Source organism: Marinisporobacter balticus, from assembly GCF_004345705.1.
GTDB lineage: Bacteria > Bacillota > Clostridia > Peptostreptococcales > Thermotaleaceae > Marinisporobacter > Marinisporobacter balticus.
Genome location: NZ_SLWV01000027.1, coordinates 36,497 through 49,464, shown reverse-complemented (window position 1 = coordinate 49,464; position 12,968 = coordinate 36,497). Strand labels below are relative to the sequence as shown.

The following is a 12,968-nucleotide window of genomic DNA, read 5'->3' as shown; positions in this document are numbered from 1 at the left end:
AATTCAACATAAGAAATTATGCGGAAGTGGCTCAGTGGTAGAGCATCGCCTTGCCAAGGCGAGGGTCGCGAGTTCGAATCTCGTCTTCCGCTCCAGTAATTGAAGTAAACTCAGAAACATGAGGTTGATGAATACTGCAATCAAACGAAATATAGAATTTTGGTAATTATAGCATGCGGATGTAGTTCAATGGTAGAACTTCAGCCTTCCAAGCTGATAGCGTGGGTTCGATTCCCATCATCCGCTCCAAATAAGGGTTCATAGCTCAGTTGGATAGAGCAACGGCCTTCTAAGCCGTGTGTCCGGGGTTCGAATCCCTGTGGACCCGCCAATTTGATCCATTAGCTTAGTTAGTAGAGTTCTTGACTTTTAATCAATGTATTCCGCGTTTGAGTCGCGGATGAATTACCAAGTTTGGAGAGGTGTCCGAGCGGTTTAAGGAGCTGGTCTTGAAAACCAGTGATTCCGAAAGGGACCGTGGGTTCGAATCCCACCCTCTCCGCCAAGTATGGAGAAGTACTCAAGAGGCTAAAGAGGACGGTTTGCTAAACCGTTAGACCGGGTAACTGGTGCGCGGGTTCGAATCCCGCCTTCTCCGCCAAAACAGGGGCCTTTAGCTCAGTTGGTTAGAGCATCCGGCTCATAACCGGCAGGTCCGGGGTTCGAATCCCTGAAGGCCCACCAAGTTTAGGGGTATAGCTCAGCTGGTAGAGCAGTGGTCTCCAAAACCACGTGCCGAGGGTTCAAGTCCTTCTACCCCTGCCAGTTTGTAATAGAATATGGATATTTATTTAATCGGGGTGTAGCGCAGTTTGGTAGCGCATCTGGTTTGGGACCAGAGGGCCGCGGGTTCAAATCCTGCCACCCCGACCAAAAGAAATTATGTTAAATTCATTTTGGGCTTGTAGCTCAGGTGGTTAGAGCGCACGCCTGATAAGCGTGAGGTCGGAGGTTCGAGTCCTCCCAAGCCCACCAATTTATATTGGGGCCTTTAGCTCAGTTGGTTAGAGCGTCCGGCTCATAACCGGCAGGTCCGGGGTTCGAATCCCTGAAGGCCCACCATATGCCCAGATAGCTCAGTCGGTAGAGCAGGGGACTGAAAATCCCCGTGTCGGTGGTTCGATTCCGCCTCTGGGCACCAATAAAAAACACATTCCTATAAGAATGTGTTTTTTTTCATTTTTCTAAAAATATGTATAATGAGAATAGATACAAATGAATAAATTTCCTCTATTTTTATATCTTGATTTTCTTTAAATAGAATAATATTTTCAGGGATAGAAAGCTTTGAGTGTTTATGGTCATAATGAAAGGGAAAATCATGGGTATCAATATATAAGCATTTGGAACCAGTAGAAAGGCTTCCCTTATATAATGGAATTTTTATTGAAAACGTATTAGACTTTTGCGTATACTGAAAGTCAAAGCTATTTTCATAAAAAATATAGTCAGCGATATCTTTGTTCTGGTAAAATCCTTCTAAATGGAAAGATCCATTCTTAATGAATTGTTTTGTGATATAACATATTGTACCTCCAGCTATATGCAGAACCTGAGGAAAACACTGAAGAATTTTTTCATAACGAATACTATCTAATATGATTAAGGATTTGCTTAAATAATATAGATCATCATAGTTATGAAGAAGAATGATATCTTTTAGATGTTTACTTTGCTGTTCCTCAAATTGATCATATAACAAAACACTGTCTTTTCCAGAAATTTGATCACTCCGATGAATGCCCAAATATTGTTCTATCGATTTCAACTTACAGTTTGCAATAGATAAATTTTTTTGAACCTTTCTTATCAATTTTAAGAGATCAATACTTTTATAGGATCCAATAGAATAATCAATGCTATTTAATAAAAATCTTTTATTTAAAAAAGGAATATCAAAAGCATTTCCATTATAATCAATCAACAAATCAAATTGTTGAATCTTTTCTTTGAAGGAAGTTAGTAACTGAATTTCTTCTTTTCGGTTATTACAAAAAAATTGTTCTATCACAATATGATTATTTTTTATATACAAAAGACCAATAAGTATAACGTTATTGAAACGAGGGCTTAAACCGGTTGTTTCAATGTCGAAAATGGCAAAATTTGAACTGTTTAATAATAATTCAAGGTTTTTAGGTAGTTTTAGTGTTTCTTCAAGATGGTATTCTAGAATTTCCAAAAGATCAACTCCTATCGTATGTGTGTCAATATATTATAATATATCATACACTTAAAAATCAATGTAGCTTCTTAAGTAAAAAGAATATATTAATAATAAGAAGGGAGTGAATTCTATGGATTTTATAGATAAGTTGGCAAATAAGGTATCATCAGGCACAAAAATTTTATCTCAAAAAACAGATGAAATTATTGAAATGACAGAGTTAAATATAGAGTTAAAAAACATTGAAGCATATATTGAAGAAGAAAAGTTATATATAGGTGAATTGGTATATAAATATTTCTTAAGCAATAGTAATAATATGCCTATAGCAGAAATTAAAGGGAAGTGCGGAGAAATTCAAAGATTAGAAAAAGAAAAGCATAGAATGAAGACACGTTTAAATAGAATAAAAGGTTGGCAATATTGTAGAATTTGTGGAGAGCCAATAGAAGATGAAGAAAACTTTTGTCCAAAATGCGGGCATAAAATTAAGTAGACTATCGAAATCCTTGATTATATATAGCTCACTTACTCAGTGTATGCTAAGTTTTATTTGCTTTATCCATCATAAAACTCATGAGTAAGCAGTTTAACTCTGCTATGAGATGCATATTGCTTACTAAATATATGATAAGCTTTATCACAAAAATGAAGTATTATTAAAGAAATAGTATAAATATGTCGAAATATATCATGAAAGTAAGTGGATATATTTGAAAGGAGGTTTGTAGGATGAGATTTATAAATATACAAGAGCTTAAAGAAGGGATGATACTACTACAAGATATTATTGGGAAATATGAGCTAGTATTTTTAACACGTGGAACAATATTAACAGAAGAGCATATTGAGCGTATTCAAAATATGGAAATAAGGTATGTTTATGTAGATGAGAAAGATGAAGAACCTATTGGTAAAGAAGCAGATGATAGGTTTCATGTAAAAATAGATGCGCAGTTAACAGAACAATATACCAAAAGCTTATCTGCTTTTAAAACTGTTTATAAGGAAGTAAGCTTAGGAAAAAAAATTGAATCAGAAATCATACGAAACGCTATTTCTCCTTTGATGGAAGAAATAATGACTGATAATAATATATTAGGGCGTCTAAGGAGCGTGGAAAACGTAGATGACTATACGTATAAGCATTCTATTGATGTATGTATTCTATCTACAATGATAGGGAAATGGCTAGGTTATAGTGGAGATGATTTAAATAATTTATCTATAGCAGGGGTGCTACATGATATTGGAAAATCAAAGATTCCGACAGAAATTTTAAACAAACCAGGAAAATTATCTTTAGATGAATATAATGTTATGAAAACACATGCCACTTTAGGGTATGAAATGCTACAAGACCAAGATGAAATAAATTTCGATATATGCTGTGGTGTTTTCCAGCATCATGAACGAATGGATGGCAGTGGATATCCCTCAGGACTAAGAGGAGATGAAATCCATGAATTTGCTAGAATTATAGCAGTTGCAGATATATTTGATGCTATGACATCTCAAAGAATTTATAAAAGTAAACAATCACCTTTTGAAGTTGCAGAATTGATTGCTAAAAATCGATTTGGCATACTAGATCCATATGTTTCGAATAAATTTCTTTGGCAGATTTCAAAATTTTATGTAGGAAATATTGTGAAACTAAATACAGGAGAAATAGGGGAAATCATACTTATTAATAAACAAATACCAACAAGGCCTTTTGTAAAAGTTGGTAATAGATTTATAGATTTAAATAAATCCAATGAATATAAAATAATGGATGTATTAGCAAAAGAATCAGGACAGGTGTCCTGATTCTTTATTGATAAAATCCTTTATCAAAGATTTCTTTTATTTTGTCTCTTTCTGTGGTTGTACTTAAGGCTAGCATAAGTTTAATTCTAGCTTTCTGTCCAGGTAAGCTACCACCTAAAAGGACACCAAGGTTACGCAGCGATCTTCCAGCTCCTTCATAGCCATAGGTGTCAAGAACTCTTCCCATAGGACATCTAGATACCATAACAACGATTATATTATGATCTATGGCGTACTTAATACCTTCAACCATTTTTGGAGGAACATTACCTCTTCCCATTGCTTCAATAATTATTCCTTTAGCACCTGAATCTACACAAAATTTTATTAACCGAGAATCCATGCCTACAACAGCTTTAATTAAATCCACATTTGTTTCAATTTTTTCGGTATCTATATAGACATGTCTTGTAATGTCTCGATAAAAAATTACTTCATCATTATCTACAATTCCTAAAGGGCCGAATTCCATTGATTTAAAGGTATCAAGGGCTAAGGTATGTGTTTTTGTAACTTCACTAGCAGCATTTAGCTCATTATTCATTACGACTAGGACACCTTTATTTTTTGCATGTTCTGAAATAGCAGTACAAATAGCAGCAGATAGATTACTTGAGCCATCATAGCCTAATTCAGAACTATTTCGCATAGCACCTACAACAATAATGGGTTTTGCACTACTAATGGTTAGATCTAGTAGGTAAGCAGTTTCTTCAAGTGAATCTGTTCCATGTGTGACAACAACACCTGTGATATCTTCTCGCAAAGTCAACTGTTTTACAGTTTTTGATAACGCCATCATTCTTTTGGGTGTCATGTGAGGTCCAGGAATTCTATCAAAATTGACAACTTCTATATCCGCATATTTATCAATATTTGTTACCATAGACATAATCTCTTCACTAGATAGTGCAGGAATAGCTGCGGATATTCTAGGGTCTATTTTCATAGAAATTGTCCCACCTGTAAAAACAACAGCAACTTTATTTGTATTTTTCATAAAAGATTCCTCCTTATATTAATTAGTATAGGCCAAATAAAAATGTACCAAATAAGCTAGTATAAAAAGAAACAAGCATTCTATTTAATATATTAACAGATACAAATGAATATGGCTATAATAAATAAAAATTGTTTTGAGTATGTTTGTTAGAACACAAAAAAACCAGCCGCCGAGACTGGTTTTTTTGTTGATTTACGTTCAAAAGGGGTATTGGGAATAGATATTATATTATTGAGGTTATCAGGGGGATAACCACTAAACAAATTATAACAAAATCCGACAAAAATAGCAAGTGTTCTTGTGACATTTTTCTACATTTTTTTTCGAAATAAATGTTTCTATAGAAATAAGGACATATCCATTTTGTGTAGGGTATTTTGCCATAGAAGGTAATAATAAGTTTAGCGTAAAAAACTTTACAAAGGTCATAGATTCATATAAAATATGGAAAGATATAGACAAATATTATTACAATGGAGATGTTGAATATGGAAGTGTATTTAGATAATAGCGCTACGACGAAACCGAATAAAAAAGTAGTGGATATAATGATGAAAGCACTTACAGATTATTATGGGAATCCATCATCACTGCATCATAAGGGTGTAGAAGTGGAGAAATTAATAAAAAATGCTAGAAGACAGCTAGGGCGGGCATTAGGTGCAAAGGAACAAGAAATAATTTTTACTTCTGGAGGAACTGAATCAAATAATATGGCCATCATTGGCGCTGTAGAATCTAAAAAAAGAAAAGGAGATAAAATTATTACTACAAAAATTGAGCATCCGTCTGTTTTAAATGTGTATAAAAATTTAGAATTAAAAGGTTATGAAGTAACCTATTTAGATGTAGATCAATTTGGGAAAATAAATGTAGAACAATTGAAAGCGCACTTATCAGAAGAAACGATTTTAATTAGTATGATGCATGTTAATAATGAAACAGGTACCATACAACCAGTAGAGCAGATAGGAAAACTGATTAAAGAACGTAGTATGCAGGCAGCATTTCATGTAGATGCTATACAATCTTTTGGGAAAATTTTGTTTACACCTGCAAAAATTGGTGCAGATCTTTTATCTATAAGTGGACATAAAATTCATGGACCTAAAGGGGTTGGAGGATTATATATAAAGAAAGATTTTAAAATAAAACCACTAATCCATGGAGGAAATCAAGAAGTAGGAATAAGATCAGGTACTGAAAATGTTCCAGGAATCCTAGGATTAGGAGAAGCTGCGAACGTACTATATGAAGATATGGACAATAAATTAGAAAAAATGTGGGATCTTAAAAATAAATTTATTGAGCTTGTTAAAAACGAAATAGAAGATATAAAAATTAACGGTTTTGAGAAGGAAGGTAGTGCACCGCATATTGCGAATATTAGCTTCTTAGGAATAAGAGGAGAAGTATTATTACACAGTCTTGAACAAGATGGCATCTATGTATCTACTGGCTCTGCTTGTTCATCTAAGAAACATTCAAAAAGCTATGTACTAAAAGCAATGGGACTTTCAGATAAAGAGATCGATGGGGCTATTCGATTCAGCTTTTCTTATCACAATCAACTAGAAGAAATAGACTATGTTGTGGACAAACTAAAAAAACATATAAAATATATACGAAATATTATGAAGAGGTGTTAAAATGAAGAAAGTGTTAATTGTAAGATATGGAGAAATTGCTTTAAAAGGATTAAATAAATCATATTTTGAGAAAAAATTGATGAAGCATATACAAGCAAATTTAATGGATTTAGGGAAATTAAGGGTACATCAAGGCGGTGGATTGGTGTATGTCGATATGGATGGATATGATGAAGATGAGGTTATTGAGCGCGTAATAAAAGTGTTTGGCATTGTGTCAGTAAGTCCTGCCTATGGATTTGAAAAGGATCTGGATGTTATTTATGAGGCAGCTTTAGAACATATGAAAAAAAGAATGAAAGAGGATACGATAAAAACGTTTAAGGTTGAAAGTCGAAGAGGAGATAAAAGCTTTAAAATGAAATCTCCAGAAATATCAAGAATGGTGGGTGGATATGTATTAGAGCATAGTAAAGATTTGAAAGTAGACATACACAATCCTGATTTAATGTTATATGTAGACATAAGAGATAAAGCCTATATCTATTCTAAGAAGATTGCAGGACATGGAGGGCTACCGCTAGGAACAAATGGAAAAGCCTTGATTCTCCTCTCAGGAGGAATTGATAGTCCTGTGGCAGCTTGGATGATGGCAAAAAGAGGAATGAACATAGAAGCCGTTCATTATCACAGCTACCCTTTTACAAGTGAAAGGGCAAAAGAAAAGGTGATTGATTTAGCAAGAATCCTAGCGAAATACTGTGGAAATATTCGTATTCATTGTGTGAATTTATTGCCTATACAAAAAGAAATTAATGAAAAGTGCCCAGAAGAAGAGATGACGATCTTATCTAGAAGATTTATGATGAAAATAGCAGAAAAAGTTGCAGAAAATAGAGAATGTAACGCATTGGTTACAGGAGAGAGCCTTGGTCAAGTTGCTAGCCAAACAATTCAAGGACTTACGGTAACAAATGATGCTGTAGATTTACCTGTATTTAGACCCCTTATTGCGCTGGATAAAGTTGATATTATAGATATTTCAAAAAGAATAAATACATATGAGACGTCTATATTACCACATGAGGACTGCTGTACTGTATTTTTACCTAGGAGACCTGTGACAAAGCCTAGACTTGATAAAATGCTGAAATCTGAAAGTAATTTAGATGTTCAAAGACTTGTTGAAGAAGCTGTAGAAAATATAGAAGTTATTCATGTATCTATAGAAGAATAAGTAAAAAATATAAAAAGAAAGTGACGAATAAAAAATTTGGCACTTTCTTTTTATATTGACTAAAGATTGATTTCTATAAAAAATCACACATATTACAAAACTAGTCAATTTTCATCAAAGGAAAAAGAATTATATTAAAGAATATGTAATAGAGGAAACAATAATAAGGAGGGATACGATTGCATATACAGTTTGAGACAATTCAGAATCATTTAATTGTTAAGGTAGATGGAGAATTAGATCATCATACAGCAGAAGAAATAAGAGAAGAAATAGATAAACAAATAGATAGTAAAAATATAAAAAATATTATATTTGATTTAAAAGACATGTATTTTATGGATAGTTCAGGGATTGGTGTAGTAATAGGTAGATATAAAAAGGTACAAAAATCAGGTGGACAAGCTGCAGTTATTAATATGAACAAACGTGTAGAAAGAATCTTTAAAATGTCAGGATTGTTTAATATCGTAAAGAAATTTGAGAATAGGAATGACGCAATAGAGAGTCTGTAAAAGGGGTGAGAATATTGATGATGAAAAACAGTATGAAAGTAGAGTTTATGAGTAAATCGCAAAACGAGGCATTTGCAAGGGTTGTAGTAGCTTCTTTTGCTTCACAATTAGATCCTACTATTGAAGAATTAGCTGATGTAAAAACAGCTGTATCAGAGGCCGTTACAAATGCCATTATACATGGATATGAAGGAAAGGATGGTACTGTTAGCATTTCGTGTAGGATTGAAGATCGTGAAATAGAAATCATTGTAGAAGATAATGGAAAAGGCATTGAAGATGTAGAGCAGGCTAGACAACCATTGTATACGTCAAAACCAGAGCTTGAAAGATCTGGAATGGGGTTTACCGTGATGGAGACATTCATGGATATCATTGAAATTGAATCGCAAAAGGATGTTGGAACGAAGGTAAGAATGGTAAAAAGATTTGCAAGTTGTGAAAACTAAGGGGTAGATAACATGGGTATGAGTGTATTATCTGGGGACCAAAATAAAATACTTAATCATGAAGTAACCATTGATCTTATAAAAAAGGCGCAAACAGGGGATGAAAATGCAAAAGACATTTTGGTAAGCCATAACCTAGGTCTTGTAAGGAGTGTATTAAAAAGGTTTGCAAATAGAGGATATGAAAAAGAAGATTTATATCAGTTAGGATGTATAGGACTTATAAAAGCAATAGAAAAATTTGATTTTACATATGATGTAAGATTTTCAACTTATGCAGTACCAATGATTATTGGAGAAATTAAAAGGTTTTTGCGAGATGATGGGATGATAAAAGTGAGTCGCTCTTTAAAGCAAACAGCTGCAAGAGTAAAAAGTACCAAGGAGTCTCTGTTTAAAAAAATTGGAAGAGAGCCAACATTGCAGGAGCTAGCTGATACATTAGATATTACAAAAGAGGAAATTGTAATGGCACTAGACTCAAATATGCAACCAGATTATCTATATGATGTGATTCATCAAGATGATGGATCACCAGTACATTTAATTGATAAAATTAGTGAAACAAAAACGCAGGATGAAAGTGAAGTACTAGATAGAATTGCTTTGATAGAAATTCTTTCAAAGTTAAAACCAAGAGAAAGAACCATTATTGTTTTAAGGTATTTTAAAGATAAAACACAAACAGAAATTGCACAAACATTAGGAATTTCTCAAGTTCAAGTTTCAAGAATAGAAAAAAAAATATTGAGAGAAATGAAAGAATTGTTAGAGAAGACATGGTAAACCATGTCTTTTTTATGATGAAAATTCTTTACTAAAATTTAAAGAATGATCCTTTTATGAATGGAGAATACTAAAAGTAAAGATTTTTAAGAGGTGATAGTATGCATTTGCAAAAAAAATATATTATCTTAACATTATTCCTTTTAATGATTGTCTTTACTTCATTCTATATATTTATAAATAAACCAAAAGTAAATAAGTATACAAAGGCTAAATTGGTAATTATATATACTACAGATGTTAATGATGTAAGGGTGTGAAGAGATGTTCACAAAAGAGATCTATATACAACTAAAAGATAATGTAAATATAGTACAAGAAAGTAAAGTATTCGTAAGAGATTTAGCTGTTATATTAACAGATAAGGATATAAGGGAGGATGTATTAGACATAGAAGTTTTAGAGATACCAAAGGATGACCGAGGACATATTATTGTTTCAGTCTTAACAATCATGGAAAAAATTGTGCAACGTTATCCCAATACAAAGCTCTTTCCTATAGGAGAGATTGAAATACTCATGAAAATTGAAAAAAAAGAAAAAAAAGAGAAAAAAATATGGTTATTATGTAGACTTATAATTGTATGTACAGTAGTTTTTGTAGGATCTGCTTTAGCACTAATGAATTTTCATGCAGATATAAATATGCAAGAATCGCATAAACAAATCTATAAAATGATTACAGGGATAGATGAAAATAGACCATTAATTCTTCAAATTCCATATTCTTTAGGGATTGGTTTTGGTATGGCGGTGTTTTTTAATCATATATTACCAAAGCGTTTTAGTGATGAACCAAGCCCTATGGAAGTAGAAATGGCTTCATATCGAAAAAGTATGGATGGGTATATATTGAATCATCAAAAGAATACAGAGGAAGATCAATAGAGATAGGTTGGTGAAGGGCGTGCTACTTAGGTTTTTCACAGCTTTTATTGGGTTTTCTGAAGGTGCTATGGTAGGAACGGCACTCATTGCATTCCTAACAATATTAGATATTGTGCCAAGACTTGCACAACTAACCAATACGGAAAATTATATAAAAGTGTATGAGGTTACAATTGCCGTTACAGTTACATTTATATCGGTACTAGCTGCTTTGAGTATCCATATTCATTTAGGTAAAATAATGGTAGTCATCATTGGTTTTTTGATGGGAACATTTGTTGGTTTGTTGGCTTCTGCGTTGACTGAAGTGACCAATGTTATTCCTGTCATCATAAATCGCTTTGGTTTGCATGATTATATAAAATATCTTTTTATTGCATTAGCAGGGGGAAAAGTGATTGGATCCTTCATCTACTGGACGGTTATAAATAAATAGAAAGGATGAAAATGATGAAAATGATGAAAAAAGCACATTATCCATGTACTAAAATAAATTCAATGCGATTTGATAATGTAGAAGACCAAGAAAGAAGACAAAAAATCGAAACATTGTGCATAGAAGAAAGTTTATTAAATGGGGATATAAAATCAACTTTAGACCATATCAAACATCAAAAAAGTTTTTAGAAGGGGATTTTATTTTATGGAAAATACGAAAAAAGAGCGTTTTCATAAACAATGTAAGTATAATCAATATGTAAAACAAAAAAGCCCTAAACCAAATTTCTTTAAAAATGCAATATGGGCATTTTTAGTTGGGGGGATCATCTGCATATGTGGACAATTTATTATGAATACGTTAAAAGTTATCGGGCTTCAGAAAGAGGAAGTAGGAACAGCTACTTCAATTATTTTAATTTTTCTGGGTGCATTTTTGACAGGCGTGGGAATTTATGACAAATTAGGCAAAAGAGCAGGAGGCGGTTCAATTATTCCTATTACAGGTTTTGCAAATTCTATTGTATCTCCAGCAATGGAATTTAAAACAGAAGGATATATATTTGGTATAGGTGCAAAAATGTTTATCTTGGCAGGGCCCGTTTTAGTTTATGGTTTTACAAGTGCTGTCCTTGTGGGACTGATATATTTGTTTATTGGCAAATAGGGAGGGTGAACACATTGGCAATAAAAAAGATAGGAAAGCAAACGGTAAAGTTTGAAAATCCTCCATATATTGTTGCTACAGCAACAACTGTAGGACCAAAAGAAGGGGAAGGACCATTAAAAAGTTATTTTGATAACATTTTATCCGATGATTTATATGGAGAAGATAGTTGGGAATTAGCAGAAAGCAAGATATTAAGAGAATCTGTAAAACGTGCAATACAAAAATCAGATAAGAACATTGTAGATATGGAGTATATGCTTTCAGGTGATTTACTCAATCAACTCATGTCCACCTCTTTTGCAGCTAGAGATTTAGGAATACCTTTTTTTGGATTATACGGGGCATGTTCAACGATGGCAGAATCATTAAGTTTAGGTGCAATGATCATTGATGGAGGATACGCAGATTATTTAGTTGCGACTACATCTAGCCATTTTAGTTCTGCAGAAAGGCAATATAGATTTCCACTAGAACATGGAAATCAAAGAGCGTTAACAGCCCAATGGACTGTTACAGGTTCGGGTGCAGCCATATTATCAACAAATGGAAATGGCCCAAAGATTACCCATGTAACGACTGGAAAAGTGGTAGATTTAGGGATAAAAGATGTCAATAATATGGGGGCTGCTATGGCACCATCGGCCGTAGATACAATGATTGCACATTTTCAAGATACAGGATTTAGACCAGAAAAATATGATTTGATTGTAACAGGGGATCTGGGTGCTATAGGCAAAGAGATCACGGAAGAAATGGTATTTGACAGAGGATATAATATAACGAAAGTATACAATGACTGTGGTGTATTGATATTTGATAATGAAGCCCAAGATACCCATGCAGGAGGAAGTGGATGTGGATGTTCGGCCTGTGTATTTTGTGGATATATTTATAAAGAAATGATAAAAAAGAATTTAAATAATGTACTATTGATTTCAACGGGTGCATTGTTATCAACTACAAGTGCACAACAGGGACAAAGTATACCAGGTATTGCACATGCTGTAACAATAGTAAATGGATAGAAGGGTAGGAAAATATATATGGATTATATTCGTGCATTCATTGTTGGCGGAACAATATGTGTGATTGGTCAACTATTGATGGATGGAACAAAGCTGACACCTGCGCATGTACTTGTTTTATTTGTTACATCAGGAGTAATATTAACCGCTTTAGGCATCTATGAACCTATTGTCAAGTTTGGAGGAGCTGGAGCTACGGTACCTATAGTAGGATTCGGATATACTTTGGCAAAGGGGTCCATAAAAGCTACAAAGGAAAGTGGTATACTTGGCGCTTTTACAGGAGGGGTTGAGGCAGGTGCAGGAGGTGTTGCAGCAGCAGTGGTATTTGGTTATTTAATGGCATTAATTTTTAATCCAAAATCTAAGAAATAATAACTTAAGAAAGG

General features: G+C 33.4%; 15 protein-coding genes and 12 tRNA genes. 25 read left to right on the top strand and 2 right to left on the bottom strand.

Annotated elements, in window-relative coordinates; all coding sequences use genetic code 11:
- The first annotated feature begins 20 nt into the window (after positions 1-20).
- The 12 genes from EV214_RS15085 to EV214_RS15030 all read left to right on the top strand — a co-directional run bounded on the left by EV214_RS15085 (position 21) and on the right by EV214_RS15030 (position 1,141).
- A tRNA-Gly gene (locus tag EV214_RS15085) sits at positions 21-95 on the top strand.
- Between the two features lie 80 nt (positions 96-175).
- Positions 176-249, top strand: a tRNA-Gly gene (locus tag EV214_RS15080).
- Positions 250-254: 5 nt separating this feature from the next.
- Positions 255-331, top strand: a tRNA-Arg gene (locus EV214_RS15075).
- Positions 332-335: 4 nt separating this feature from the next.
- A tRNA-Lys gene (locus tag EV214_RS15070) sits at positions 336-411 on the top strand.
- A 5-nt stretch (positions 412-416) separates the two neighbouring features.
- Positions 417-505 (top strand) — tRNA-Ser (locus tag EV214_RS15065).
- A 5-nt stretch (positions 506-510) separates the two neighbouring features.
- Positions 511-601 (top strand) — tRNA-Ser (locus EV214_RS15060).
- Positions 602-607: 6 nt separating this feature from the next.
- Positions 608-684: transfer RNA gene (locus EV214_RS15055), tRNA-Ile, on the top strand.
- A gap of 5 nt (positions 685-689) precedes the next feature.
- Positions 690-765, top strand: a tRNA-Trp gene (locus EV214_RS15050).
- A gap of 31 nt (positions 766-796) precedes the next feature.
- Positions 797-873 (top strand) — tRNA-Pro (locus EV214_RS15045).
- 25 nt (positions 874-898) lie between these two features.
- A tRNA-Ile gene (locus tag EV214_RS15040) sits at positions 899-975 on the top strand.
- A 10-nt stretch (positions 976-985) separates the two neighbouring features.
- Positions 986-1,062, top strand: a tRNA-Ile gene (locus EV214_RS15035).
- Between the two features lie 3 nt (positions 1,063-1,065).
- Positions 1,066-1,141: transfer RNA gene (locus EV214_RS15030), tRNA-Phe, on the top strand.
- 15 nt (positions 1,142-1,156) lie between these two features.
- Here EV214_RS15030 and EV214_RS15025 read toward each other — a convergent pair.
- Entirely contained in the window at positions 1,157-2,182 is a 1,026-nt protein-coding gene (locus EV214_RS15025) for a ribonuclease H-like domain-containing protein (RefSeq protein ID WP_165916404.1), read from the bottom strand.
- 115 nt (positions 2,183-2,297) lie between these two features.
- On the opposite strand from EV214_RS15025, the gene EV214_RS15020 reads away from it, so the two are divergent.
- The gene (locus tag EV214_RS15020) at positions 2,298-2,663 is read left to right on the top strand and encodes a zinc ribbon domain-containing protein (protein ID WP_132247211.1); all 366 of its coding nucleotides are present in this window, start codon (positions 2,298-2,300) and stop codon (positions 2,661-2,663) included.
- A 236-nt stretch (positions 2,664-2,899) separates the two neighbouring features.
- Positions 2,900-3,979: an HD-GYP domain-containing protein gene (locus EV214_RS15015; protein WP_132247209.1), complete on the top strand. Its 1,080-nt coding sequence runs from the start codon at positions 2,900-2,902 to the stop codon at positions 3,977-3,979.
- Between the two features lie 4 nt (positions 3,980-3,983).
- Here EV214_RS15015 and EV214_RS15010 read toward each other — a convergent pair whose 3' ends face one another.
- Positions 3,984-4,979 (bottom strand): asparaginase, encoded by a 996-nt coding sequence (locus EV214_RS15010; protein WP_132247207.1) that lies wholly within the window; start codon positions 4,977-4,979, stop codon positions 3,984-3,986.
- A gap of 491 nt (positions 4,980-5,470) precedes the next feature.
- Between EV214_RS15010 and EV214_RS15005 the strand changes: the two genes are divergently transcribed.
- From EV214_RS15005 to spoVAE, 11 genes are all read left to right on the top strand, one after another.
- Positions 5,471-6,631, top strand: coding sequence for a cysteine desulfurase family protein (locus EV214_RS15005; RefSeq protein WP_132247205.1), 1,161 nt, complete (start codon positions 5,471-5,473; stop codon positions 6,629-6,631).
- A 1-nt stretch (position 6,632) separates the two neighbouring features.
- Positions 6,633-7,808, top strand: a complete 1,176-nt coding sequence (thiI, locus tag EV214_RS15000) for a tRNA uracil 4-sulfurtransferase ThiI (RefSeq protein ID WP_132247203.1) — start codon at positions 6,633-6,635, stop codon at positions 7,806-7,808.
- Between the two features lie 179 nt (positions 7,809-7,987).
- Complete coding sequence (gene spoIIAA / locus EV214_RS14995; protein ID WP_132247201.1) at positions 7,988-8,323, top strand: anti-sigma F factor antagonist; 336 nt, start codon at positions 7,988-7,990, stop codon at positions 8,321-8,323.
- Positions 8,324-8,343: 20 nt separating this feature from the next.
- Positions 8,344-8,772 carry an anti-sigma F factor gene (gene spoIIAB, locus EV214_RS14990; protein WP_207669702.1) on the top strand — a complete coding sequence of 143 codons (429 nt, stop codon included), beginning with the start codon at positions 8,344-8,346 and terminating at the stop codon, positions 8,770-8,772.
- A 12-nt stretch (positions 8,773-8,784) separates the two neighbouring features.
- Positions 8,785-9,558 carry an RNA polymerase sporulation sigma factor SigF gene (gene sigF / locus EV214_RS14985; RefSeq protein WP_132247197.1) on the top strand — a complete coding sequence of 258 codons (774 nt, stop codon included), beginning with the start codon at positions 8,785-8,787 and terminating at the stop codon, positions 9,556-9,558.
- Positions 9,559-9,822: 264 nt separating this feature from the next.
- The gene (locus EV214_RS14980; protein WP_132247195.1) at positions 9,823-10,446 is read left to right on the top strand and encodes a stage V sporulation protein AA; all 624 of its coding nucleotides are present in this window, start codon (positions 9,823-9,825) and stop codon (positions 10,444-10,446) included.
- A gap of 19 nt (positions 10,447-10,465) precedes the next feature.
- Complete coding sequence (locus EV214_RS14975; protein ID WP_243116684.1) at positions 10,466-10,882, top strand: stage V sporulation protein AB; 417 nt, start codon at positions 10,466-10,468, stop codon at positions 10,880-10,882.
- A 14-nt stretch (positions 10,883-10,896) separates the two neighbouring features.
- Positions 10,897-11,073, top strand: coding sequence for a hypothetical protein (locus EV214_RS18830; RefSeq protein ID WP_165916403.1), 177 nt, complete (start codon positions 10,897-10,899; stop codon positions 11,071-11,073).
- Positions 11,074-11,089: 16 nt separating this feature from the next.
- Positions 11,090-11,551 carry a stage V sporulation protein AC gene (gene spoVAC, locus EV214_RS14970; protein ID WP_132247193.1) on the top strand — a complete coding sequence of 154 codons (462 nt, stop codon included), beginning with the start codon at positions 11,090-11,092 and terminating at the stop codon, positions 11,549-11,551.
- Between the two features lie 14 nt (positions 11,552-11,565).
- A complete protein-coding gene (gene spoVAD / locus EV214_RS14965) occupies positions 11,566-12,579 on the top strand; it encodes a stage V sporulation protein AD (protein ID WP_132247191.1) in 1,014 nt (337 codons plus the stop codon).
- An 18-nt stretch (positions 12,580-12,597) separates the two neighbouring features.
- Entirely contained in the window at positions 12,598-12,954 is a 357-nt protein-coding gene (gene spoVAE / locus EV214_RS14960; protein ID WP_132247189.1) for a stage V sporulation protein AE, read from the top strand.
- The last annotated feature ends 14 nt before the right edge of the window (positions 12,955-12,968 follow it).

What these genes read in the sequence shown, in the direction of transcription:
- thiI (WP_132247203.1), top strand. Translation starts at nt 6,633, where the DNA reads ATGAAGAAAGTGTTAATTGTAAGATATGGAGAAATTGCTTTAAAAGGA.
- spoVAC (WP_132247193.1), top strand. Translation starts at nt 11,090, where the DNA reads ATGGAAAATACGAAAAAAGAGCGTTTTCATAAACAATGTAAGTATAAT.
- EV214_RS14980 (WP_132247195.1), top strand. Translation starts at nt 9,823, where the DNA reads ATGTTCACAAAAGAGATCTATATACAACTAAAAGATAATGTAAATATA.
- spoVAE (WP_132247189.1), top strand. Translation starts at nt 12,598, where the DNA reads ATGGATTATATTCGTGCATTCATTGTTGGCGGAACAATATGTGTGATT.
- EV214_RS15020 (WP_132247211.1), top strand. Translation starts at nt 2,298, where the DNA reads ATGGATTTTATAGATAAGTTGGCAAATAAGGTATCATCAGGCACAAAA.
- EV214_RS15015 (WP_132247209.1), top strand. Translation starts at nt 2,900, where the DNA reads ATGAGATTTATAAATATACAAGAGCTTAAAGAAGGGATGATACTACTA.
- EV214_RS15010 (WP_132247207.1), bottom strand. Translation starts at nt 4,979, where the DNA reads ATGAAAAATACAAATAAAGTTGCTGTTGTTTTTACAGGTGGGACAATT.
- spoIIAB (WP_207669702.1), top strand. Translation starts at nt 8,344, where the DNA reads ATGAAAAACAGTATGAAAGTAGAGTTTATGAGTAAATCGCAAAACGAG.
- sigF (WP_132247197.1), top strand. Translation starts at nt 8,785, where the DNA reads ATGGGTATGAGTGTATTATCTGGGGACCAAAATAAAATACTTAATCAT.
- EV214_RS18830 (WP_165916403.1), top strand. Translation starts at nt 10,897, where the DNA reads ATGAAAATGATGAAAAAAGCACATTATCCATGTACTAAAATAAATTCA.
- EV214_RS15005 (WP_132247205.1), top strand. Translation starts at nt 5,471, where the DNA reads ATGGAAGTGTATTTAGATAATAGCGCTACGACGAAACCGAATAAAAAA.